Here is a 21,108-nt window from a genome sequence, read left to right on the forward strand (position 1 = left end):
GACCACCAATAGCTTGCTTCCTGGACATACTTTGCACAGAGAGGACACTGTAACAGACGAAGAGATTCTTGCGGCTTTTCGCATGGCGGAAAAGCGGGAACTTGCATTTACCTGGCTGGTAAAGCGCGATCAGAAAAAAATATACTGGTTCATCAGGCGAATGGTGATCGATCATGATGATGCCAACGACCTCGTGCAGGACACCTTTATCAGGGCGTGGAACAGTTTGTCAGGCTTTCGTGGTGAATCAAAAATCATTTATTGGCTCTATCGCATCGCCACCAACATCACCCTCACTTATTTAGATAAGAAGAAACGCAAAGGATTATTGCCAATTCCTGAGGAAGCAGATTCTTTAATGGAAAAATTACATTCAGGAAATTTCATCAATGGCAATAATATTCAAATGCATTTGCAGGAAGCCATTCTCTCCTTACCTGAAAGACAACGGCTTGTGTTTCAACTGCGCTATTACGATGAAATTCCTTACGAAGAAATGTCCGGCATGCTTGATACATCAGTCGGTGCATTGAAGGCCAGCTATCACCATGCAGTTAAAAAAGTGGAGAAATACATGCTCGATCATCAATAATGTTTTTACCGGATGCATTTAAACTAAAGTTGATGAGAAAAGTCAAGAGGTGCAATCACGAACTGGAGGAAAATAAATCCGGTAGCATGATGTCGGTGCCTTTAGCGTTTAAAAATCATTTAATAAGTTGAGATGGGTTACTGAAGTTGGCTGTGAAGACACAGCCAACGGCGAGGGGGGCGTTTTGTCTTCACAAACGGCTATGATAGAACCCGGAACTGTTTTAAATAGATAAATGTTTTTAGCGGTTTTTAATTTGAGAGAGGGCCGGGAATGAGGATTATAGAAGATAAATAGAACCATGAAGTCAAGAAACGAAATAACAGAAGAACTAAAATCACTGTCACCTTACCTCGCAAGTTTGTCGCGTGAGCATCCTTTCTATACTTCAGAAAATTATTTTACGGAAGCAGAAGAAAGCATCTTAGCTGCCATTTCAGGAAAAGAAATTTTTTCTCCCCTCGTTGCTTCTGCAACTGATCAGCCATTTGAACTGCCTGCATCTTATTTTGAAATGTTACCTGAGACTATTCTTTCGAGAATTAAGAAACAGTCTTCTCCGGTTATCCGCCGGCTTCCGTCACGAAGCGTTTGGCTCGCTGCTGCATCTATCGCTATTCTTTTTTTCAGCTCCATCCTGGTGTACAATTACCAGCATCAGCAATCAGATCAACTTGTTCAGGAACAAATAGCAATAACGACTGATGAAGAAAGCAGCCTGATGATGAATGTTTCAGATATCGATGACGACGCGATCGTGCAATTACTGATTGAATATGATGCAACTACCGGTTCAACCGCCACTTCCACTGATCCTTCCTTAATAGATGTTATTGAAATTGATGATGCATACCTTGATCAAATCTGACATAAATCAAATAACCATGTTAACCCGAATGTCTGTCAATCGCCTGGCTACTTCCGCCACATTTTTTTGTTTTTGTTTGCTTTCGATCACATCCGTGATGGCACAACCTCTTGTTGCACAGGATAGGAAAGACGATGTGGAAGCACGCCGCATCGGTTTCTATACCAATGAGATGCAACTCACACCCGAAGAAGCACAGGTCTTCTGGCCCGTTTACAATAAATACCGTGATGAAGTGGAAACACTTAAGAAAGAGCGTGTAACAGAATTGCTGTCTGCCAAAATCAACTTCGACAGCTATACTGATGAACAGGTAAATAAGGTGATTGAAAATGAATTCATTTCAAGACAAAAGGAACTTGATATTGCAAAGCGCTACAACAATGAATTCAAGAAAATTTTGCCGGTTAAAAAAGTGGCCAAGCTGTACCGCGCCGAACAGCTTTTTAAAATTTCCTTACTCAAGGATATGCACCAGGAAAGAGGCACGAAGCCAGGACCTGCTGCTCCTGCCCCAAAAAATTAATCAACCTTCGATTTGAATAAAAAGCAAGCACACTTCCCGGCCTGCCCTGACCTCCCAATCATTCAAATCACTTTCCGATATTTCAAGTACTTTTACGGCCTTAAATGCAAAATCGATGGAACCTCTCTTTTTAATCAGCATGCCCGGCGGCAGTGAATGGATATTGATTTTTCTCGCAATCCTGCTGCTCTTTGGTGGCAAAAAAATTCCCGAGCTGATGCGGGGTATTGGTAAAGGAATCCGTGAATTCAACAGTGCAAAAGCAAATGTGCAACAGGAGTTGGAAGACGGAATGAAAGAAGCCGATAAAAAAGACCGTCCCGCATAAACTGCTTTTCGCAGTTTCAGATCACCGCTATGTTTTATTCTTCGCTCGAAACTATTCAGCTTGATCTGAAAAGTGGTGCTGTTTCCTGCACTGAACTGGTGCAGCATTATCTCACAAATATCCATCTTCACAAAAATTTAAATGCTTTTATTGAAGTATTTGAAGAAGAAGCAATCGAACAGGCAACTGTTATTGATCAGAAATTAAAAGATGGCACAGCCGGAAAATTAGCCGGTATGGTGATCTCCATCAAAGATGTTCTCTGCTATAAAAATCATAAAGTATCTGCCGCCAGCAAAATGCTGGAATCCTTTACTGCTCTCTACACAGCAACTGCGGTTGAACGCCTTTTGCAGGAAGATGCCATTATAATCGGCCGCACCAATTGTGACGAATTTGCGATGGGCTCTTCGAATGAAAACTCTGCTTTCGGAAATGTTTTAAATGGCTTCGATTCATCAAGGGTTCCGGGAGGTTCATCTGGTGGCGCTGCAGTTTCTGTTCAAATGAATATGTGTCTGGCAGCACTCGGAAGTGACACTGGTGGTTCAGTCCGTCAACCTGCTTCCTTCTGCGGCTTGGTGGGGATGAAACCAACTTATGGCCGGATTTCCAGATATGGATTAGTCGCTTATGCATCCTCTTTCGATCAGATCGGAACGCTTACCCATAATATAACTGATGCAGCCTTGTTGCTTGAAATAATGGCAGGACCAGATGAATATGACAGTACCGTTGCATCTAAAACAGTGGAGGCGTATTCAAAAAAACTGCAACCAAAAGAAAAATACTTGATTGCCTGCCTGCCGGAAGTTTCAACGCATGAAAAAGTGGATGCTTCTATCCGATTTTGGATGGATGGTTTTTTCGATCAACTGAAATCCATTGGACATGACGTTGCTCCCGTTTCATTTCCATACCTGGATTATCTCGTTCCCGCTTATTATGTGCTCACTACTGCCGAAGCATCTGCTAATCTCGCCCGATATGATGGCATCAGGTACGGATATCGTCAGAAAAATGCGCAGGATCTTCAGCAACTCTACAGGCAAAACCGGTCGGAAGGATTTGGAAAGGAAGTGAAGCGCCGCATCATGCTCGGCACATTTGTCCTGAGTGCCGGCTACTACGATGCCTTCTACAGCCGCGCGCAAAAAGTCCGCAGACTGATACTTGAATCAACCGAAAAAATACTTAGTGAGCACGATTTCATCATACTGCCCACCACACCTGCTGCCGCATTTAAAATAGGTGCATCAGGAAACGATCCCGTACAATCTTTTCTTGCCGATATTTTTACGGTGCAGGCTAACTTATCAGGAATTCCTGCCATCTCCTTGCCATTGGGCAAAGATGAAAATGGGTTACCATTTGGTGTTCAGGTAATGTCCGCACGCTTTAACGAAAGTGAATTGTTTGCCTTTTCAGAATACCTCATGAAAAAATTTACGATACCATAATCCTTAAAAACCAAGACCGTAAATCAGGAAAGCCGTGATGAAGATATCAATCTGAGGTGCTTCCTGATATTTTAACTGATTAGTAATGAAGAGTTTCCTTTTGAATTACCTGAACAATAAACTCGTTAATCAGGTGTTAAAGCAGCCGGAAAAATGCCAACGTCATTCCCTTTCCGGTAATAATTTCCGTATTTTGCAGCAAATTTTCCCTCACTATAGATGTAATTAAAACCTCGTAATGACGAAGAACGACCTCTTTAAAAAAATCTTTGCAGCTTTTCTCTTCGCCTTTAGCTGCTTAGTCCTTCAGATCAATGTTGCCTTTGCGCAGCAACCACCATGGGTTCATACGAATGAACCTGTGTTGCCGGAACCACAGCTTTTGCCCGATCAGTTTGAAAGCAATGACTCCCTTAACGAGGTGGATAATGAGTTGGCTGTATCAGATAGCATGCAGGAACCAAAAGTTTCCTTCGCCAACGTGGACGTCCCATTGTACGAGGACTCCATTTACCGCGCAAGGTTGGGTGCCATGGTAACACCGGTGACCTTAACGTATAATGAGGAGGTAAAAAAATACATCAACCTGTACGTGCTCAACCGGCGTGAACAGGTGTCGAGAATGCTTGGACTGAGTAAGATTTATTTCCCGATTTTCGACCAGGTATTTGCACAATATGGTGTTCCGCCTGAGGTAAAATACCTCTCCATCATTGAATCAGCACTGAATCCACACGCCGTTTCCCGCGTGGGCGCAACAGGAATGTGGCAATTCATGTATGGTACAGCAAAGCAGTATGGACTGAATATTAATTCTTATGTGGATGAACGAAAGGACATTATCCGTTCAACCGAAGGTGCAGCACAATACCTGAAAAGCATGTATGATGTATATGGCGATTGGCTGCTGGCCATTGCTTCCTACAATTGTGGTCCGGGCAATGTGAACCGTGCTATTTCATTATCCGGTGGCAATACTTTTTGGGAAATCCGTAATTATTTACCGCGTGAAACCCGAAACTATGTGCCTGCCTTTATTGCGGCCGTTTATGTGATGACGTACTATGAATTGCATGATCTTTCTCCTGACTATCCGAAATACAGCTTTGAGCCGATTACCAGTGTTACAGTAAGCGATAAAATGTCCTGCGACCAGATTGCAAAGTATACCGGCTTAAGCATGGAAGAATTTAAATTTTTAAATCCCGGACTTAAATGCAGCGTGATTCCCGGCGGAAGTGTTTGTTCTTATGAATGTAAGTTGCCCACCGACCGCATTGCCATGTTTGATGCAAGCAAAGATTCCATCATCCTGTATTCATTGAATGCAAAAGGCATTTTTGAAGGAGGATATATTCCGGGCGCAAATACTACATATACTGTTCGCAAGGGTGATAATCTTGGAAAAATCGCCGGCAAATACCATGTGTCGGTTACCCAAATCAAGAAATGGAACCACCTTCACAGTTCTACGATTCATGTTGGTCAAAAGCTTAAAATCAATAACGGCCACGGCACTTCAACAGCCACCGCTTCTGCTACCAAAAAAGTTATTACTCCGGCACCACCATCAGCAAAGTCTGAAGTTTCTGTTGCTGAAAATGCTACCGGAAATGAATCGAACAGCGCAACTGTAAAAAAGACCTACACCGTTCGCCAGGGAGATAATTTGAATAAAATTGCTGCTTCACAAAAGGTAAGTGTTGTTCAAATTAAAGAATGGAATAACCTGAGCAGTTCCACTATAAAAACGGGAGAGAAATTAAAGCTCTACAATCCCAAAACAATAGAAAGTTCAGGTTCAACAATTGCCGATACGGCAAATGAAAAACAACCGGCAAATACAGCAACTGCTGCTTCTCAATCTGTTTCTAAAACAACTCCTGTTACCACCGCAAAGAGCATTACTTACACGGTAAAAAAAGGAGACTATCTCGGAAAAATTGCAGAAAAGCACCAGGTAACCATTTCCCAAATCAGGAATTGGAATAAGTTGAAAAGCACGACTGTAACAGTAGGACAAAAACTAAAAATCTATCCTTCCGGAAGCGAACCTTTGGCAATTGCTGCCAACAAACCGGCAACAGTTGCATCTCCTTACACTGCAACTGCAAAATCCACTGGTGCTATTAAGCCTGAAGCACCTTCCAACTATGTGTATTACAAAGCGCGGAATGGAGATACGCTCTGGGAAATAGCCCAACGTCATGGAACAACGGTAGATGAAATCAGGAAACTTAACGGTGCCTCAAAGTGCAATAACTTAAAAGTGGGTACTGTTTTAAAACTAAGTTCAAAAGGTTAGTTGTTGCTGAACCAATACGGTCATTCTGATACATAAAAAATAAAAAACAGTCTGCACTTCTGAAATAAATAAGTGTATTTTTGGCGGCCTTTTCATTCCTACCAGTTGTGGGAGAAATAGCACCCATTTCATTCATCATTGAACGCTTAGATTTCTATACTTTTTGACTACCCAGGATACACAACCGCAGGCGGCATTGAACTCCGAGATAGAAATTCAGAAACCTGTTTCCTTTTTCTACATTTTCACCACCTTTTTGAAAGCAGGGTGTCTTGGCTTCGGTGGATTTATGTCGCTCATTTCAGTTGTTGAAAGTATTATCGTAAGAAAAAGGAAATTGCTTACTCCTGAAGAAATGCTGGATGGTATTTCCCTGGCCAGCCTTCTTCCCGGACCGCAAGCCGTAAATGTTGTCGCTTATACTGGTAATAAATTAAAAGGTCCGTGGGGAGCTGTGGTTGCAGGGGTAGCAGTGGTGTTGCCATCCTTCCTGCTAATGGTAATGTTGAGTTATCTCTATGGTATTTATGGAAATATTCCTGAAGTAAAACGATTTTTCCAGGGTTTTGTACCTGCTGTAGTGGCGGTAATTATCAGCGTAGCATACCGGATGGCAAAGCAGAATGTAAAAGGCAAGATTGAATTGTTTCTGGTACTGCTGGCTATAGCAGGACTCATCTTTATTCCAAGGGATTACCGGTTATATGTGACTTTCCTTTTAGTGCTCACTTTCGGATTAATTGGCTATTTTCTTTTCACTGATAAGAAAGCCCTTGCCAATGCACCTAAAATTGCGCGCATAAAATTTCCTTATATAACCACAAGTCTTGTGTTGGTGATGATTGCGACACTCGCTGCAGGACTTTACGTTCCCGTTGAAGATCCAAAGAGTCTTTTCAACCTTGTAAAAACTTTTGGTGGACTAAGTGTGATGTTATTTGGTGGCGGTTATGTAATTATTCCCATCATTCAACACCATGTGGTAGAAGTATTTCATTGGGTTACGCAAACATCTTTTAAAGATGGCATTGCTTTCAGCCAGGTAATGCCGGGTCCGATCCTGATTGCCGCGGCTTTTATCGGCTTTCAGGTAAAAGGAATAACTGGTGCTTTACTTTCTACGATTGCCATTTTTACACCACCTGCCATCCTGATGGTGGCAGCCTCTAAAGCAATGGAATTTTTTAAGAAGTCTGTGATCGCTAAATCTGTTTTGCGCGGCATCCGTTGTGGTGTAATCGGTATGATCTTTTTTGCAGCCTGGGAGCTTACCAAAACAACAGATTATTCCTCTTTTGCTGCTTTTTGGCCTTCATTACTTATTTTTGGCGGAACCTTAGTGGCGCTCATAAAATTTAATGTTGATGTAGTGTACTTAATTCCGGCTGCCGGATTAGTCGGATTTTTTCTTTACCCATAAAAATTAAGAATTAAACAGAAGAGTATGCAAGCACTTTTCCTAGTAGGTGAACAAAGGTCAGGATCCAATTTACTACGCCTGATGATTTCGAATTCGCATGAGATTGCGGCCCCACATCCCCCTCATATCCTGCAACGGATTGATCCGATCATTCCCGTTCATGTAATACTTGATGATGATAAGTTTAACCAGATGGTAGAAATTGTTTGCCGTTTGGTGGAAACAAATCCTGTGTTGTGGCTCAATACAACATTGAATCGTCAGGAAGTGAAGCGACGCTGCCGTGAAAAACATGTGATCGCCATTTACGGGGCCGTGATGGATATCTATGGTGAATCCAATGGTGCACAGGCATGGCTATGTAAAAGCATGCAGAACATTCGTTGGGCTGATCACCTGAATCAATATTTCGGAAATAACAAATACATCTTTCTGCACCGCGATGGCCGGGATGTGGCTTTGTCTTTTTCAAAAGCAGTAATTGGTGATAAGCATGTGTATTGCATTGCCAAGCAATGGTCGGAATTACAAAGACTTTGTCTTGACGCAAGAGCTAATTTATCCACTGATCGTTATTTCACCGTTTCGTATACTGAATTAACAGAAGAAACAGAAAGCACGTTACGTAACATGTGTGCATTTCTCGGCATCGAATTCATGCCTGAGATGATGGAATTTTATGACAGTCAGGAAGCAAAAAATACCGCTGTTGCAAGTTCACTTTGGGAAAATGTGACCAAGCCGATCATGCACCATAACTTCAATAAATTTCTGAAAGAAATGTCTGAAGCAGATCTGCGTATTTTTGAATCCGTTGCAGGCAATGAACTGGATGAGCTGGGTTATGAAAGAGCATTTGTGAAGAAAGGAGAAGAAATGCAATTTACAGCAGAACAGATAGCTGCCTTCAATGCAGAAAATGACCGCCGGAAAAAGGAACAAACGGCGAAGACCGATCCGGAAGACATGGAAAACCGCCGCCGCCAGGAACAGGTGCTCACCGATCTTAAAGTATTGGCAAAAGAATGGTCGAAGGAAAAAGTAATGTCCTGATACTTTCCGGAAATAAATTGTAATCTAAAAGTCCTGTTGAGGTTTCAGCAGGACTTTTTGTTTTTAGAACACCTTTCCTTTGTAATAGAAGCTGAATTGATGCGGTGAAGTTTCCACCTGCAACACATCATAATCAAGCCGCAGACTTACATAATTTTCTATCGGCAACTCCTGTTTACTGCCAAATGAAAAGAAATTGATGCGACCGTCAAGGCCAACATAATAAAGTGAATGCTGCGCCATTTCATAATGATCAGGTGTGTATTGTTCCAGCTGGTACGTGTTGCCTTTGTAAAACACTTTGAAAAAACCTACTTCATCAGTATAAGTGACGATGTCGTCCTTAATTCTAAAATTACCAGGATTGAAAGTTCCGATGGTATAAACTATTCCTTCATAAAATATTTTGAATTTTCCTTCTGTTGTAAGATAAGCCACTAAGTCGTCGCCTGTAAAAAACACCCGCACCTTAAACGTTTCAAGTGTAAGCGGCTTTCCTTTGTAAAAAACTTTGAACTCGCTATTGTAATCGTTTTGGTATGCGACAATATTTTTTCCGGTTTTAATTTCAGTCACATTTTGTACCGGTTGCGGATAAATATTACCATGATAAAATACTTTCAGACTGTCGTCAATCGTAGTATAAGCCAAAATGTTTTTGCCGACGTCACTTATCTTAATCGGATCGCCGATAAGATCCTGACTGAGTGCCACAATTTTTCCATCAGCGTAAATGAAATAAGCTTTGGACAACGGATCAGCAAAACCGATGAGGCTATCCGAAGCCACCCAATCATAAGGGTTGCGAACCAGCAGCATCGATTTACCATTGTCGTACACATGTAACGAGGTATTATTTTTCATCACCACATAATTACCGGTCATGAAATATTCGGTAGTGAATCCTTCATTCACTTTTATCACTTTACCTTTCTGATAAACCTTGAAACTATTGTCGCTCGAGATATAAGCAATACAGTTTCCTCCAATCTTAAAATTTCCAGGTGGCAGGTATTCAATTTCTTTGGTGATGGAATCGTCGAATACGTAAAAGGCATTTCTGGTGTTGAGATAGGCAGAAAGACCTTGCGAAAATAAACTCCCCGGAATGATACATTGAATTAAGAGTAACGAACAATACTTCAACATGAATGGTGAAATGTGGATGAAAGAAAATAAGTTGAAGCAGAAAAATTAATTCTGGTATTGTTCAGACGGTTTTTTTGCAAAGATCTGAATTACAAGGTTACAACCTCTCCCGCATATCTCAACCTCATCTCCTCAAAAACCTGTTCTATATCTCCAATCTCTTCCAACCGAACCAGCCTGTCGCGAAACTCTTTCACATTCGGCAGTCCTTTGAAATAATTTGCATAGTGTTTCCGCATTTCCAAAATACCCAGCCTGCCTTCTTTCCATTGCACTGACTTTTGCAAATGCGTACGAGATACTTCAATACGTTCATCAATGGTTGGCGGTGGAAGATGCTCGCCTGTTTTCAGGAAATGTTTTACTTCATTGAAAAACCATGGATTACCGATGGCTGCACGACCGATCATCACACCATCAACATCAAAATTTTCGCGGATAAATTTTACCTTTTCAGGAGACGTAACATCGCCGTTTAAAAAAATGGGAATGCGGATGCGTGGATTTTTTTTCACTTCATCAATCGGCTCCCACCTTGCAACGCCTTTATATAACTGGCAACGTGTTCTCCCGTGAATGCTGAGTGCGGCAATGCCAACATCCTGCAACCGTTCCGCAACTTCCATGATGTTAATGCTGTCATCGTCCCAACCAAGTCTTGTTTTCACAGTAACAGGCAACGTAGCGCGTTTCACAATTTCGCCCGTCATCGTCACCATCTTCGGCACATCCTTTAAAATACCAGCTCCGGCGCCACGACAAGCCACTCCTTTCACCGGGCAACCGTAATTAATATCAATCAGATCAGGCTGTGCTTCCTCAATAATATCCACGCACTCTACCATCGTGTCGATCTCTCCACCAAAAAACTGGATGCCAATAGGACGTTCATAATCGTAAATGTCAAGCTTCTGAACACTCTTGCGTGCATGACGGATCAGCCCTTCGGAAGAAATAAACTCCGTGTACATAAGATCAGCGCCATTCATTTTGCAGACTGCTCTGAACGGCGGATCACTTACATCTTCCATTGGTGCAAGCAACAGCGGGAATTCTCCTAACGATATGTTTCCAATCTTAATCATTGTACGCTATTCGTGCATTCATTTTTGCTTTCAAACTGCAGGAGACATGCATTCTACTGCTAAGAAACTGTGCAATCATGAAAGCAAAGAAACACAGTAGTTTGAATTTTTGTTAAATGCGCGCCAAATTTACGATTTTTGACGCATGATACGCCGACGATTTCCGATGGATGGAATGCATCCCCTGATGCAAATGCTACTCCTGACCTCGCTTACCCTCATTTTTATGTTTTTGTTCACCATGCTGGCCATGTTCCTGGTAAGACCTTTATTTGGCATCACCACCATCGACATTGTTTTGCAGAATGCCTTAACTAACACAAACGGAGTGGCAATGAATGCAAACCAGGTGAATGCGATCAAGCTGTTGCAATTCATGTCGTCGCTCGGTGGATTTTTTGTTCCTGCAATACTTTTTGCATTACTCAAATTTCCCGGAGGAGATTTTCTGCGGCTAAGGAGAAAGTTCACACCCTGGCTTTTACCATTGGCTGCATTAGTGCTTGCTTTCGCAGGCCCGTTTATCAGTTTCACCTACCTACTGAATCAACAACTTGATCTTCCGGCATTCCTGGATCCTATCGAAAAAATGATCCGGGATTCAGCAGACTCCAATGAAAAATTAACCTCGTTGTTTTTAAAAATGCCAACAGTGGCAGATCTTTTCATCAACCTGATTGTTGTGGCAGTTATTCCCGCTATTGCTGAAGAATTATTTTTCCGCGGCTGCGTGCAACAAGTGATGAAAGAATGGTTGAAGAATGCACATATCGCCATCTGGATCACCGCCTTCATTTTCAGCTTTATTCATTTTGAATTTTATGGTTTTGTACCAAGGATGCTCCTGGGTGGATTACTCGGATATTTGTTTTATTGGAGCGGAAATTTGTGGGTGCCGATTATTGCACATGGATTTATTAACGGTGGCCAGATTGTGTTAGCATATCTGCATGAACATGGCAGCATTCAATTTGATATTGCCGGTGATGATGCACTTCCCGCTTATGCCATTATTATCTGCACTTTTTTACTGGCCGGGTTGCTCTTTCTTTTCAGAAAAGTCAGCGACCGAAGGAAATTTATTTTTTGACGAATCACCAGAGTTAACATTAGAGGTTTATTTCGATCGGCAGCTCTTTAATCTTCGCTTACTAAACCGGTAAAGCTGGTTTTTATTCAAGCTTACTACAACACTATCGGATGCAACAGGAAGAATGGGTAAAAGTGTATGAATCGCCGATGTTGCATCAGGCCACCATCGCACAAAGCATTCTCAAAGAGCACCACATTGAAGCTGTAATACTGAATCAACAAGACTCTTCCTATATTACCATCGGTGAGATCAGTGTGTATGTTGCGCTCAAAGATTCCATCGCGGCGATCAACATTATTGAAGAAGCATTTTCTGATGATTAGATAAAACCCATTGCACTTTTTTTGATGAATGCAAAAAATCATAACCATGAATGATCTGTCAAAACGAGCACTTACTGCTATTGTATTTGCGGCTGTTATGTTGGGCGGAATTGTAATTCATGAATATGCATTCCTCGTTTTGATGCTGGTAATTCATACAGGTTGTTTGTGGGAATACAATCGACTCATTCAAACGCTACAGGAATATTCCCCACGTCAGCAACGCCGTGCATTTATTTACTCCATCATTTCCGGCACCATCATTTTCTATTTGCTCGGTACGGGTTTCCGGTTTTTACCTTTCGTAAATGAATACATTTATTTCCTGGTGGTACCGCTGTTGTTAGGCTACCTTGTCCTCGAATTATTTCTTAGCAGCAAATCACCGTTGCGCAATGCCGGATTAAATGTTACTGGAATTATTTACATCAGCTTTCCGCTTGCCATGGCCGCTTTTTTCCCATATGCACACGAGCATGGAGCATGGTTTCCCATTCGTTGCGGCCTGATCCTTGGCATTGTATTGCTAGTCTGGACAAATGATACCATGGCCTATTTTTCAGGTTCACTGTTTGGAAAACACAAGTTGTTTCCCTCCGTTTCACCTGCAAAATCGTGGGAAGGATTTATCGGCGGATTTATTTTTGCTGTCTTCGTTGGATGGGTGCTGTCTCATTACTTTAAGCAATTTAATGTAATGGGATGGATGATCGTGGGTGCAATCGTTTCAATTTTCGGAACTATCGGCGACTTAGTAGAATCAATGATTAAAAGATCGGTAGGTGTGAAGGATTCCGGTTCCTTTATGCCCGGTCATGGTGGCTTTTTAGATCGTTTTGATGCTTTCATCTTTTGCATTCCGTTTGTGTTTGGATTTTACATGATTACACTGTTGATGAAATGAGGAGGTATTTTTTATTCATGAATCTTTAAACGTTGACCTATACATATGCTGAGAATTCATAAAGAAGGAACCGCAACATTGTTGCTGATGGCGGTTATACTTATTATCATTAACGGTATGTTGATGATGCTTTTACCAATTCCTGTTTGGATGCTGGTGGCACTGATTATCCTTACAATCAGTTTTTATCTTTTCCTGATTTCTTTCTTCAGAAACCCAAAAAGAAATACAATAATAAATGCCAATGAAATTATTGCACCGGCCGATGGAAAAGTGGTGGTGATTGAGGAAACGATGGAAATGGAATTCTTCAATGCTCCCAGAAGACAGCTTTCCATTTTTATGTCGCCGGCCAACGTACATGTAAACCGCAATCCCATCAGTGGCGAAGTAAAATATGTAAAGCACCATCATGGGAAATTTCTTGTAGCATGGCATCCAAAATCATCCACTGATAATGAACGGACCACTGTGGTAATTGCAAATGATAAAATCGAATTGCTGATGCGGCAAATTGCCGGCATCCTTGCCCGAAGGATTGTCAACTACCTGAATGTGCAGGATACAGTTCATCAGGGCGAAGAATTCGGATTCATCAAATTTGGCTCAAGGGTAGATTTATTTTTGCCATTGGATGCAAAAATTAAAGTGCAATTGAACCAGGATGTACGCGGTGGTGAAACGGTGATCGCTTCCATTTCATGATCACTTCCAATGCATTATCCGGTAAATCATAATTTTTTGTTCCCCGATTTCCTACATGTTTATTCTCCTCCTAAATCTTCTTCTCATGCTACAGCCTGCTCAAACCGGCAATGAAATGCTTACTCCCTACGAAAAAGGAAATGGAAATCAAACCTGCACCTACGATGAATGTATTGCATGGTATCAATTGCTCGATAAGAAATTTGAAGAAGTGCAATTGCTCACCTACGGAACTTCCAGTGTAGGCAAACCTTTGCACCTCGTTGTAATTTCAAAAGATAAAATTTTCAAACCTGAAGAAATACGGAAGAACAATAAAAGAATCTATCTCATCAACAATGGGATTCATCCCGGCGAACCCGATGGTATTGATGCAAGCATGATGCTGGCACGTGACCTGTTGCTCAAAAAAGAATTGAATGTTATTCTTGATCACGTGGTCATCATTATTATTCCGGTGTACAATGTAAGCGGCATGCTCAATCGCGGATCATCCAGCAGGGTGAATCAAAACGGACCGGAGGAATATGGTTTTCGTGGCACTTCACAGCACTACGACTTAAACCGTGATTTTGTAAAGTGTGATTCGAAAGAAGCGCAAACTTTCACGCAGATCTTCAGAGAATGGCAACCGGAAATTTTTGTTGATACGCATGTAAGCAATGGTGCCGATTATCAATATACGATGACGTTGATTCCAACACAGCCTGATAAACTGCAACCTGTTTTGGCTGCTTACCAGGAAAAGATCTTGTTGCCGTATTTAAACATTGCCATGAAGAATGCCGGGTTTGAAATGATTCCTTACGTGAATACAATAGGCGAATCACCTGACTCAGGTCTCGTTCAATTTCTGGAAACAGCGCGCTATTCAACCGGTTATGCCGCGCTCTTTAACTGCATTGGTATGATGCCGGAAACACATATGCTGAAGGAATACACACCGAGAGTCCGAAGTACTTATAGCCTGCTGGAAGAAGTGGGCAAACTCGTGAACCGCGATTATGAACAGATTGGCATGAATAAAAAGAAAGCGGATGAAGCAGTTGCCTCACAAAAAGAATACCCGCTGAACTGGATATTGGATGAAAAAAAGTACACCCCAATTTCTTTTAAAGGTTATACCGCTAAACATAAATCCAGTGAAGTGAGTGGCTTGCAACGACTGTACTATGACCGCAATGAACCTTTCGAAAAAGAAATTAAGTATTTCAATCATTATGATGCCGGAGATATTGCTACAGTACCTTATGCCTATCTCATTCCACAAGGTTGGGGAAATGTAATTGATCGATTGAAATGGAATGGAGTAGCCATGAAACAATTGGCTAAAGACACTTCACTCGAGGTAACTGTTTATTACCTCGAAGATTTCAAAACCGTTGATCGCGCGTTCGAAGGACATTTCCTGCATACCCATGTCAAGCTGCGAAGTGAAGTGCAGCACCTTCAGTATTACAAAGGAGATTATGTAATATTTCCAAATCAACTCAGCAACCGTTACATCGTGGAAATGCTCGAACCTCAAGGCGTCGACTCTTACTTTGCGTGGAATTTCTTTGATGCCATCCTGATGGAGAAAGAATACTTCTCGGATTATGTTTTTGAAGACTTGGCTGCTGAGCTTTTACAAAAAGATGCAGCACTAAAAGCGGAGCTGGAAGAGCGCAAAAAAACAGATCCTGATTTTGCCAAAAGTGCGGAAGCACAATTAAATTTTGTTTACACGCATTCAGCTTACTATGAAAAATCGTATCGGCGTTATCCTGTGGGAAGATTGATGAACGCAACTAAAATTCCGTTTGAATAATTTTGATACGAGGAATAACCCGTAACTTTCTTCTTCATGATTTCCACTGCAAAACATAAACTGGAAAAGGAAACCCAAAAATTTCAGGTTAAGAAAATTTTGGGAAACAACTGTGTTGATGACACTGATGAGGTAGTGAAAGAAGCACCGCTTGAAATCAATATCGCTTACGGCAGTGCCGGTAACCGTAAAAAAGAATTGCTTGCAGTAACCATGCGGACGCCGGGTAATGACTTTAATATGGTAACAGGCTGGCTGTTTGCCGAACATATGATCCAGCGTGCATCTGATGTAGTTTCGATCCGCTTCACCGGAAATTTTGATGCACCCGAATTACAGGAAAATGCTTTGTTGATTGAATTGGCACCAGATGTTATTATTGATCTTTCCACCAAAAAGAAATTCATCACCAACTCAGCCTGTGGTTTTTGCGGTAGCGGTGCATTTGATGTTTCATCACATGAAGGCACTTACATTCCGTTGGATACCGGTGAAACAATTCCTCAAAACACGATCAGCAGATTGCCTGAATTGATTCAATCCTTCCAGGGATTATTTTCAGTAACCGGCGGATCACACGCTGTAGCACTGTTTTCCTTTGAAGGCGAACTGCTCATAAGTTTTGAAGATGTAGGTCGTCACAATGCCATGGACAAAATGATTGGCTACCTGCTGAAACAACAATCCATTCCATTAACAAACCGCATTGCAGTATTCAGCGGACGATTAAGTTATGAGCTCGTGCAGAAAGCATTAGCCGCTGGCATACCCGTAGTGTGTTCCATTGGAGCACCTACCAGCTTAGCCATTGAGCTGGCCGCTGATTTTAACATGACCGTGATTGGCTTTCTGAAAAAAGACAGGATGAATATTTATTGCGGCGCAGAGAGAATTGCGCTAAACAAAACTGCTGACTGAAAATGAAATTACGATTCGATAAAAATTCGCTGCGACTACGTTTGAAAAAATCAGACATTGAAAAACTACGCAACGATAATTCCGTTCACGAAAAGATCCCTTTCCTCAATGGCTCTTTTGAATACCGCTTATTGATTGCGCCGGATCAACCGGAAGTTGCAGCAAATTTAGAAGCGCAATCCATTACAGTTGTCATTCCAACCAACATTGCATTAACCTGGATGAACAATAATGAGGTTGGAATCTATCACACCATCCATATTGATGAAAACAGAAACCTTGACATCATCTTAGAAAAAGATTTTCCCTGCAAGGAAATACCGGAAGAAGACCAGCAAGATTATTTCACACCCGACGATATCCCCATTCCTCCTAATCAATGCTAACTAACGACTAAGGACTATTGACTAATGACTTTTTGACTATTGACCATACACCTTCTCCTTCCACGCTTTCATCCCACCATCCAACGAATACGCATTGACTTCAGGAAAATTTCTGTTGAACATTTTCACCGCTTCCGTGCTGCGCTTGCCGGATGCGCAATAAAAAACAACCGGTTTATCACGACTTATATTTTGAATTAAGTTATCCAATTCAGCAATCGGAAAATGTTTGCCTCCTATATCAAAAGCATTCCGCTCTTCTATGGAACGCACATCAATCAATTCAAATTTACCATCGTTAAGATGCTCCATCAATTCTTCCACAGCAATTAATGCCACAGGTATTGTTTCTGCAAGCTGCGTGATGGAAACAGTTGACGTGAGTCCGATGCTGATAATTCTGCTTTGCAATGTTTGTGCATTCAGCATTAACATTTTTCCTGCAAGCACTTCACCCGTTTTAGTGATAAGCTTGATTGCTTCATTGGCCTGCATACAACCGATGATGCCGGCCAGTGTTGGAATCACGCCACCTTCCGCGCAGTTGGGAATCAATGCAGCATTCACCTCAGGAAATATATCACGGTAGTTGGGTGATCGTGTTCCACCTTCATTTTGAAAATTCCAAACTGCCACTTGTCCTTCATATTGATAGATTGCTCCATACACCAATGGTTTGCCAAGCAATACACAAGCGTCATTAATGAGGTAGCGCGTTTCAAAATTATCCGTACCATCTACTACCACATCATGGTCACCAATCACCTGCAACACATTTGAGGCAGTTATCTTTTCGGCAACTGGATTTAATAGAATGTACGGATTCTGCACTTGCAATTTTTTACAGGCAACAATCGCTTTATTCAATCCAACTTCCTCCGGAGTAAAAAGAATCTGCCTGTGGAGATTGCCAATGGAAACAGTATCGAAATCAGCAATAGTAATGGTTCCCACTCCTGTTGCTGCGAGGTATTGCGCCGCAGGACAACCCAAACCGCCGGCACCAATCATTAAAACTTTCGATTGCTTTAATAACTGCTGCTTTGCTTCTCCAAAATCCGGCAATTGCATTTGGCAACTGTAGCGGAGGGATTCAAGGAGTGAGTTCATTTGAAGAGATAATGATTTTGAAAGCCATTAAAAATTAAGAAAAGCGTAATTCAAAAAACAATTTTCACTTTGCTTTTCTAAGAGTTCTTATTTAATATTCCCTTCACCTTCTCAAACTCTTCCATTGTATTCACATTCATCAATGACTCTGACAAAGGCGCTTTGATAATAGTAGCCTCGCTGTTGATCAAAACTTTTCGAGGGCAAGAATATCCCTGTGCCAGAAACGACAACAATACCGCATAACTTTTCGGTTCCCAGATAGCGATCAGCGGTTCTGGTAATCCATCGTGAGGACTTTCGAAAGCAGTGGCTACTGATGCAGTGTTGCGATGTTCAATCAGGAAGCGAAATATAGTTTCCTCTAACAAAGGCAAATCGCAGGCAACCACCAACCATGCTGCATTGGGTTGTTCACGAAACGCGGAGAGTATTGCACCATAAGGACCCAATCCAATAAAAGTATCAGCGATGGTTTTGAATTTTTCATCCATCTCCTGCTGCTGATCTTCCCGGCAGGAAATAAAAACTTCGCTGCAAAATTGTTGCAGCAACTCTGCCATAAATATCCGTTGCTCTTTTCCATGCCAGTTGATTTTTCCTTTGTCGTTGCCCAGTCGCAGACTCTTTCCGCCGGCAAGCACCAATCCATTCAATACCGGTTTGGCAACTTCCATTTTTTGTCGAAAGAATGAAATAATTTTTTCCTTTTCAGCCAGCTTGCAAACCGGAATATTTTTCCAATCCGGAAGCGCTTCTTTTACAAATTCAAAAACATCATCAACTCCTTCCGCCAATAAAAACAACTGCACATTTGTAAGTTGCTGCACTTTTTTTCTCAGTGAATCTTCTTTAGCAGAATGCATCACCACCACCTGCGCCTTTGCCTGCTGATGATTTCCATTTACAAAAACAATATCCGCATCATTCATTAACTGGCGGAATTGAAACGGGTTGAATGATTTATTAAAGTTGAATTGATGATGATCGATCTTATCAGCATATTCCGTCATTGCACCGCAGGCAAGTCGTCCGGGCAAGATTGCAGGTTCATTTTCTTTGGAGTGAGCAGCATCAACATAGGCGCATTTATAATTCGCCGAAAGACTACCAATGATTTCTGCAGCCAGTAATTTGATATCAGAACAGGGAGCGCCCATAAACGCCCATTCATTTCTTCCGAAATTTCCCTGCGCAGGCTTTATCAGCTCTGCATGTTTTTTATGTGGCTGCGAAATCATTTTTACCGCCTGTTTTTTTTAGCAGTTTTGTTTCTTTAATTACGATGTGGTGACTCAGGGCTTTGCACATATCATAAACAGTTAGCGCAGCGATGGTTGCTCCTACAAGCGCTTCCATTTCAATACCGGTTTTGGCAGTGATGCTTGCTGTGCATTCAATCACCAATTCGTTCTTATTCCTGAGTTGAATGGTGATGTTACAATTTTCCAATCCCAACGGATGACACAATGGAATCAGTTCACCGGTTTTTTTTGCGGCCATAATGCCCGCAATAATTGCTGTTTGAAATACAGCGCCCTTCTTCGTACGGATATCGCCTTCAGCAAATTTTGAGACTACTTCTTCAGGCAATACGACAACGCTTTGCGCCACCGCAATACGATGAGAAATTTTCTTCTCTCCCACATCCACCATTTTCACTCTTCCCGTTTCATCTAAATGTGTAATCTCTTGTTTCTTCATTTAACCAGATATTTACGAAACGCTAAACAACATAAACCCTTCAAACAATTCAAACCCTTAAACTCTTCAAAATCTCCACACCCTGAACACTTCGCCTTTCGTAAAGTTATTCCGTTCCAGAGGAAGTTCCATAAACGCATTCATGTCCACCAGGTTTGCAAAATCTCCTGAGCCATTACCCATCACCGGATTGGCCAGCCATTGGCCTTTTTCATTCACACTTAATTTTACCTGCAGGAAATATTGCAGTGGTGGGTTGAAAACAAAATCTTCATTGAGTATGGCGAATTGCTTTTCCGGCTTCACCTCCCAGCTATTCATTAACCATGGAAGAAAGTAACGGTGCAGGCACATAAAAGTGCTGACCGGATTTCCCGGTAGGGCAAAAACCAGTAACCCATTCTCATGTTTTCCAAACCAGAATGGTCCTCCGGGCCGTTGCTTTACTTTATGAAAATATTTTTTGAACGAAAGTTCTTCCAATGCCTTCGGTACAAAATCAAACTTGCCTGCTGAGATGGCGCCGCTGATAATCATCACATCATACTTATCAAGGCACTTGCGGATTTCTTCTCTTGTAATAACAGCGTCATCAGGAATGCGCAGCAGATCAGGATTCAAATTAAATTGCTGCAACACTGCCTGCACCGCGTAATTATTGGAACGCCGCACCTGAAAGTTAGAAGGTGTGTCGGTTAATTCCACCAATTCATCTCCGGAAGAAACAATCACCGCACGTGGAAGTTTCTTCACTAACAATTCATTCTTACCGGCAGAAACAGCCATATTAATTACGGCAGGTGTAATAAACCGATTTGTCCGGCACACTACATCACCTTGCAATTTATCCCTGCCTTTGAAGTGAATATTTTGAGAAGGTGCAATGGTTTCAACAAGCACAGTTGCCGCTCCATTCTTCATTTCAATATCTTCATAACGAATAACGGTATCAACACTTGAAGCGATTGCAGCACCGGTCATGATTTCAACGCACTCATGATCCGATTGTATTTGTATGGGCACTTCTCCGGCTGCTTGTATACCAATTACACTGAACGCACGGATACCCTTATTAAAAGCTGCATAGCGAATGGCTATGCCATCCATGGTAACGCGATCGTAAGGAGGGAAATCACGGTCAGCAAGGATGTCTTCCGCCAATACACGACCCAATGATGTTGCGAAAGAAATTTTCTCCGTAGCAAAATCTTTCTTTTGCGCACGAATAATTTCATCGGCTTCGGCAACAGTAATCATGCTGTTTTTAAGACGGGTAAGAAACAGTTAAAGAGAAAGATTAAAAATAATGCGGGAGAATTAATTGAATAAAAAGACCGAAGCGCAGCGTTTTGTTTGAAATAAAAAATGC

21 protein-coding genes are annotated in these 21,108 nt (G+C 41.7%); 15 read left to right on the forward strand and 6 right to left on the reverse strand.

All coding sequences use genetic code 11. The features are described from left to right. Positions 1-82 precede the first annotated feature (82 nt). From IPO83_05930 to IPO83_05965, 8 genes are all read left to right on the forward strand, one after another. Complete coding sequence (locus IPO83_05930) at positions 83-592, forward strand: RNA polymerase sigma factor (protein ID MBK9730810.1); 510 nt, start codon at positions 83-85, stop codon at positions 590-592. Positions 593-893: 301 nt separating this feature from the next. Beyond that, the gene (locus IPO83_05935; protein MBK9730811.1) at positions 894-1,460 is read left to right on the forward strand and encodes a hypothetical protein; all 567 of its coding nucleotides are present in this window, start codon (positions 894-896) and stop codon (positions 1,458-1,460) included. Between the two features lie 16 nt (positions 1,461-1,476). Further along, complete coding sequence (locus IPO83_05940) at positions 1,477-1,986, forward strand: hypothetical protein (protein MBK9730812.1); 510 nt, start codon at positions 1,477-1,479, stop codon at positions 1,984-1,986. Between the two features lie 115 nt (positions 1,987-2,101). Further along, complete coding sequence (locus IPO83_05945) at positions 2,102-2,314, forward strand: twin-arginine translocase TatA/TatE family subunit (GenBank protein ID MBK9730813.1); 213 nt, start codon at positions 2,102-2,104, stop codon at positions 2,312-2,314. 29 nt (positions 2,315-2,343) lie between these two features. After that, entirely contained in the window at positions 2,344-3,774 is a 1,431-nt protein-coding gene (gene gatA, locus IPO83_05950) for an Asp-tRNA(Asn)/Glu-tRNA(Gln) amidotransferase subunit GatA (protein ID MBK9730814.1), read from the forward strand. A gap of 238 nt (positions 3,775-4,012) precedes the next feature. After that, on the forward strand, positions 4,013-6,079 hold the full coding sequence (locus IPO83_05955; protein MBK9730815.1) for a LysM peptidoglycan-binding domain-containing protein: 2,067 nt from the start codon (positions 4,013-4,015) through the stop codon (positions 6,077-6,079). Between the two features lie 163 nt (positions 6,080-6,242). Then, positions 6,243-7,499 (forward strand): chromate efflux transporter, encoded by a 1,257-nt coding sequence (gene chrA / locus IPO83_05960; GenBank protein ID MBK9730816.1) that lies wholly within the window; start codon positions 6,243-6,245, stop codon positions 7,497-7,499. Positions 7,500-7,523: 24 nt separating this feature from the next. Then, complete coding sequence (locus IPO83_05965; GenBank protein ID MBK9730817.1) at positions 7,524-8,552, forward strand: sulfotransferase; 1,029 nt, start codon at positions 7,524-7,526, stop codon at positions 8,550-8,552. A 63-nt stretch (positions 8,553-8,615) separates the two neighbouring features. Here the strand turns inward: IPO83_05965 and IPO83_05970 are convergent, their stop codons facing one another. Further along, positions 8,616-9,701 carry a hypothetical protein gene (locus tag IPO83_05970; protein ID MBK9730818.1) on the reverse strand — a complete coding sequence of 362 codons (1,086 nt, stop codon included), beginning with the start codon at positions 9,699-9,701 and terminating at the stop codon, positions 8,616-8,618. An 89-nt stretch (positions 9,702-9,790) separates the two neighbouring features. Continuing rightward, the gene (gene dusB, locus IPO83_05975; GenBank protein MBK9730819.1) at positions 9,791-10,786 is read right to left on the reverse strand and encodes a tRNA dihydrouridine synthase DusB; all 996 of its coding nucleotides are present in this window, start codon (positions 10,784-10,786) and stop codon (positions 9,791-9,793) included. Between the two features lie 145 nt (positions 10,787-10,931). On the opposite strand from dusB, the gene IPO83_05980 reads away from it, so the two are divergent. The 7 genes from IPO83_05980 (at position 10,932) to IPO83_06010 (ending at position 16,925) form a co-directional block, all read left to right on the forward strand. After that, positions 10,932-11,876 (forward strand): CPBP family intramembrane metalloprotease, encoded by a 945-nt coding sequence (locus tag IPO83_05980; GenBank protein MBK9730820.1) that lies wholly within the window; start codon positions 10,932-10,934, stop codon positions 11,874-11,876. A gap of 110 nt (positions 11,877-11,986) precedes the next feature. Beyond that, positions 11,987-12,202 (forward strand): DUF2007 domain-containing protein, encoded by a 216-nt coding sequence (locus IPO83_05985; protein ID MBK9730821.1) that lies wholly within the window; start codon positions 11,987-11,989, stop codon positions 12,200-12,202. 46 nt (positions 12,203-12,248) lie between these two features. Then, on the forward strand, positions 12,249-13,106 hold the full coding sequence (locus IPO83_05990; GenBank protein MBK9730822.1) for a phosphatidate cytidylyltransferase: 858 nt from the start codon (positions 12,249-12,251) through the stop codon (positions 13,104-13,106). A gap of 48 nt (positions 13,107-13,154) precedes the next feature. Beyond that, on the forward strand, positions 13,155-13,811 hold the full coding sequence (locus tag IPO83_05995) for a phosphatidylserine decarboxylase family protein (protein ID MBK9730823.1): 657 nt from the start codon (positions 13,155-13,157) through the stop codon (positions 13,809-13,811). 85 nt (positions 13,812-13,896) lie between these two features. Beyond that, positions 13,897-15,621: a hypothetical protein gene (locus IPO83_06000; protein MBK9730824.1), complete on the forward strand. Its 1,725-nt coding sequence runs from the start codon at positions 13,897-13,899 to the stop codon at positions 15,619-15,621. Positions 15,622-15,657: 36 nt separating this feature from the next. Next, positions 15,658-16,539, forward strand: a complete 882-nt coding sequence (gene fdhD, locus IPO83_06005) for a formate dehydrogenase accessory sulfurtransferase FdhD (protein ID MBK9730825.1) — start codon at positions 15,658-15,660, stop codon at positions 16,537-16,539. A gap of 2 nt (positions 16,540-16,541) precedes the next feature. After that, entirely contained in the window at positions 16,542-16,925 is a 384-nt protein-coding gene (locus IPO83_06010; protein MBK9730826.1) for a hypothetical protein, read from the forward strand. Positions 16,926-16,961: 36 nt separating this feature from the next. Here the strand turns inward: IPO83_06010 and IPO83_06015 are convergent, their stop codons facing one another. The 4 genes from IPO83_06015 to IPO83_06030 form a co-directional block, all read right to left on the reverse strand. After that, complete coding sequence (locus tag IPO83_06015) at positions 16,962-18,035, reverse strand: HesA/MoeB/ThiF family protein (GenBank protein ID MBK9730827.1); 1,074 nt, start codon at positions 18,033-18,035, stop codon at positions 16,962-16,964. Between the two features lie 77 nt (positions 18,036-18,112). Further along, entirely contained in the window at positions 18,113-19,276 is a 1,164-nt protein-coding gene (locus tag IPO83_06020) for an NTP transferase domain-containing protein (protein MBK9730828.1), read from the reverse strand. Next, positions 19,257-19,739 (reverse strand): cyclic pyranopterin monophosphate synthase MoaC, encoded by a 483-nt coding sequence (moaC, locus tag IPO83_06025; protein ID MBK9730829.1) that lies wholly within the window; start codon positions 19,737-19,739, stop codon positions 19,257-19,259. Before moaC ends, IPO83_06020 begins: the two co-directional genes overlap by 20 nt. Positions 19,740-19,805: 66 nt before the next feature. Next, on the reverse strand, positions 19,806-20,996 hold the full coding sequence (locus tag IPO83_06030; GenBank protein MBK9730830.1) for a molybdopterin molybdotransferase MoeA: 1,191 nt from the start codon (positions 20,994-20,996) through the stop codon (positions 19,806-19,808). Positions 20,997-21,108: the final 112 nt, after the last annotated feature.

The sequence above is a fragment of the Chitinophagaceae bacterium genome (genome assembly GCA_016717285.1).
GTDB lineage: Bacteria > Bacteroidota > Bacteroidia > Chitinophagales > UBA10324 > JACCZZ01.

Coding starts and splice junctions, on each gene's coding strand:
- dusB (MBK9730819.1), bottom strand. CDS start 10,786: ATGATTAAGATTGGAAACATATCGTTAGGAGAATTCCCGCTGTTGCTT.
- IPO83_05980 (MBK9730820.1), top strand. CDS start 10,932: ATGATACGCCGACGATTTCCGATGGATGGAATGCATCCCCTGATGCAA.
- IPO83_05990 (MBK9730822.1), top strand. CDS start 12,249: ATGAATGATCTGTCAAAACGAGCACTTACTGCTATTGTATTTGCGGCT.
- IPO83_06015 (MBK9730827.1), bottom strand. CDS start 18,035: ATGAACTCACTCCTTGAATCCCTCCGCTACAGTTGCCAAATGCAATTG.
- IPO83_06010 (MBK9730826.1), top strand. CDS start 16,542: ATGAAATTACGATTCGATAAAAATTCGCTGCGACTACGTTTGAAAAAA.
- fdhD (MBK9730825.1), top strand. CDS start 15,658: ATGATTTCCACTGCAAAACATAAACTGGAAAAGGAAACCCAAAAATTT.
- IPO83_05945 (MBK9730813.1), top strand. CDS start 2,102: ATGGAACCTCTCTTTTTAATCAGCATGCCCGGCGGCAGTGAATGGATA.
- moaC (MBK9730829.1), bottom strand. CDS start 19,739: ATGAAGAAACAAGAGATTACACATTTAGATGAAACGGGAAGAGTGAAA.
- IPO83_05970 (MBK9730818.1), bottom strand. CDS start 9,701: ATGTTGAAGTATTGTTCGTTACTCTTAATTCAATGTATCATTCCGGGG.
- IPO83_05965 (MBK9730817.1), top strand. CDS start 7,524: ATGCAAGCACTTTTCCTAGTAGGTGAACAAAGGTCAGGATCCAATTTA.
- IPO83_05935 (MBK9730811.1), top strand. CDS start 894: ATGAAGTCAAGAAACGAAATAACAGAAGAACTAAAATCACTGTCACCT.
- IPO83_06020 (MBK9730828.1), bottom strand. CDS start 19,276: ATGATTTCGCAGCCACATAAAAAACATGCAGAGCTGATAAAGCCTGCG.
- IPO83_05955 (MBK9730815.1), top strand. CDS start 4,013: ATGACGAAGAACGACCTCTTTAAAAAAATCTTTGCAGCTTTTCTCTTC.
- gatA (MBK9730814.1), top strand. CDS start 2,344: ATGTTTTATTCTTCGCTCGAAACTATTCAGCTTGATCTGAAAAGTGGT.
- IPO83_05985 (MBK9730821.1), top strand. CDS start 11,987: ATGCAACAGGAAGAATGGGTAAAAGTGTATGAATCGCCGATGTTGCAT.
- IPO83_05930 (MBK9730810.1), top strand. CDS start 83: ATGGCGGAAAAGCGGGAACTTGCATTTACCTGGCTGGTAAAGCGCGAT.
- IPO83_05940 (MBK9730812.1), top strand. CDS start 1,477: ATGTTAACCCGAATGTCTGTCAATCGCCTGGCTACTTCCGCCACATTT.
- IPO83_06000 (MBK9730824.1), top strand. CDS start 13,897: ATGCTACAGCCTGCTCAAACCGGCAATGAAATGCTTACTCCCTACGAA.
- IPO83_06030 (MBK9730830.1), bottom strand. CDS start 20,996: ATGATTACTGTTGCCGAAGCCGATGAAATTATTCGTGCGCAAAAGAAA.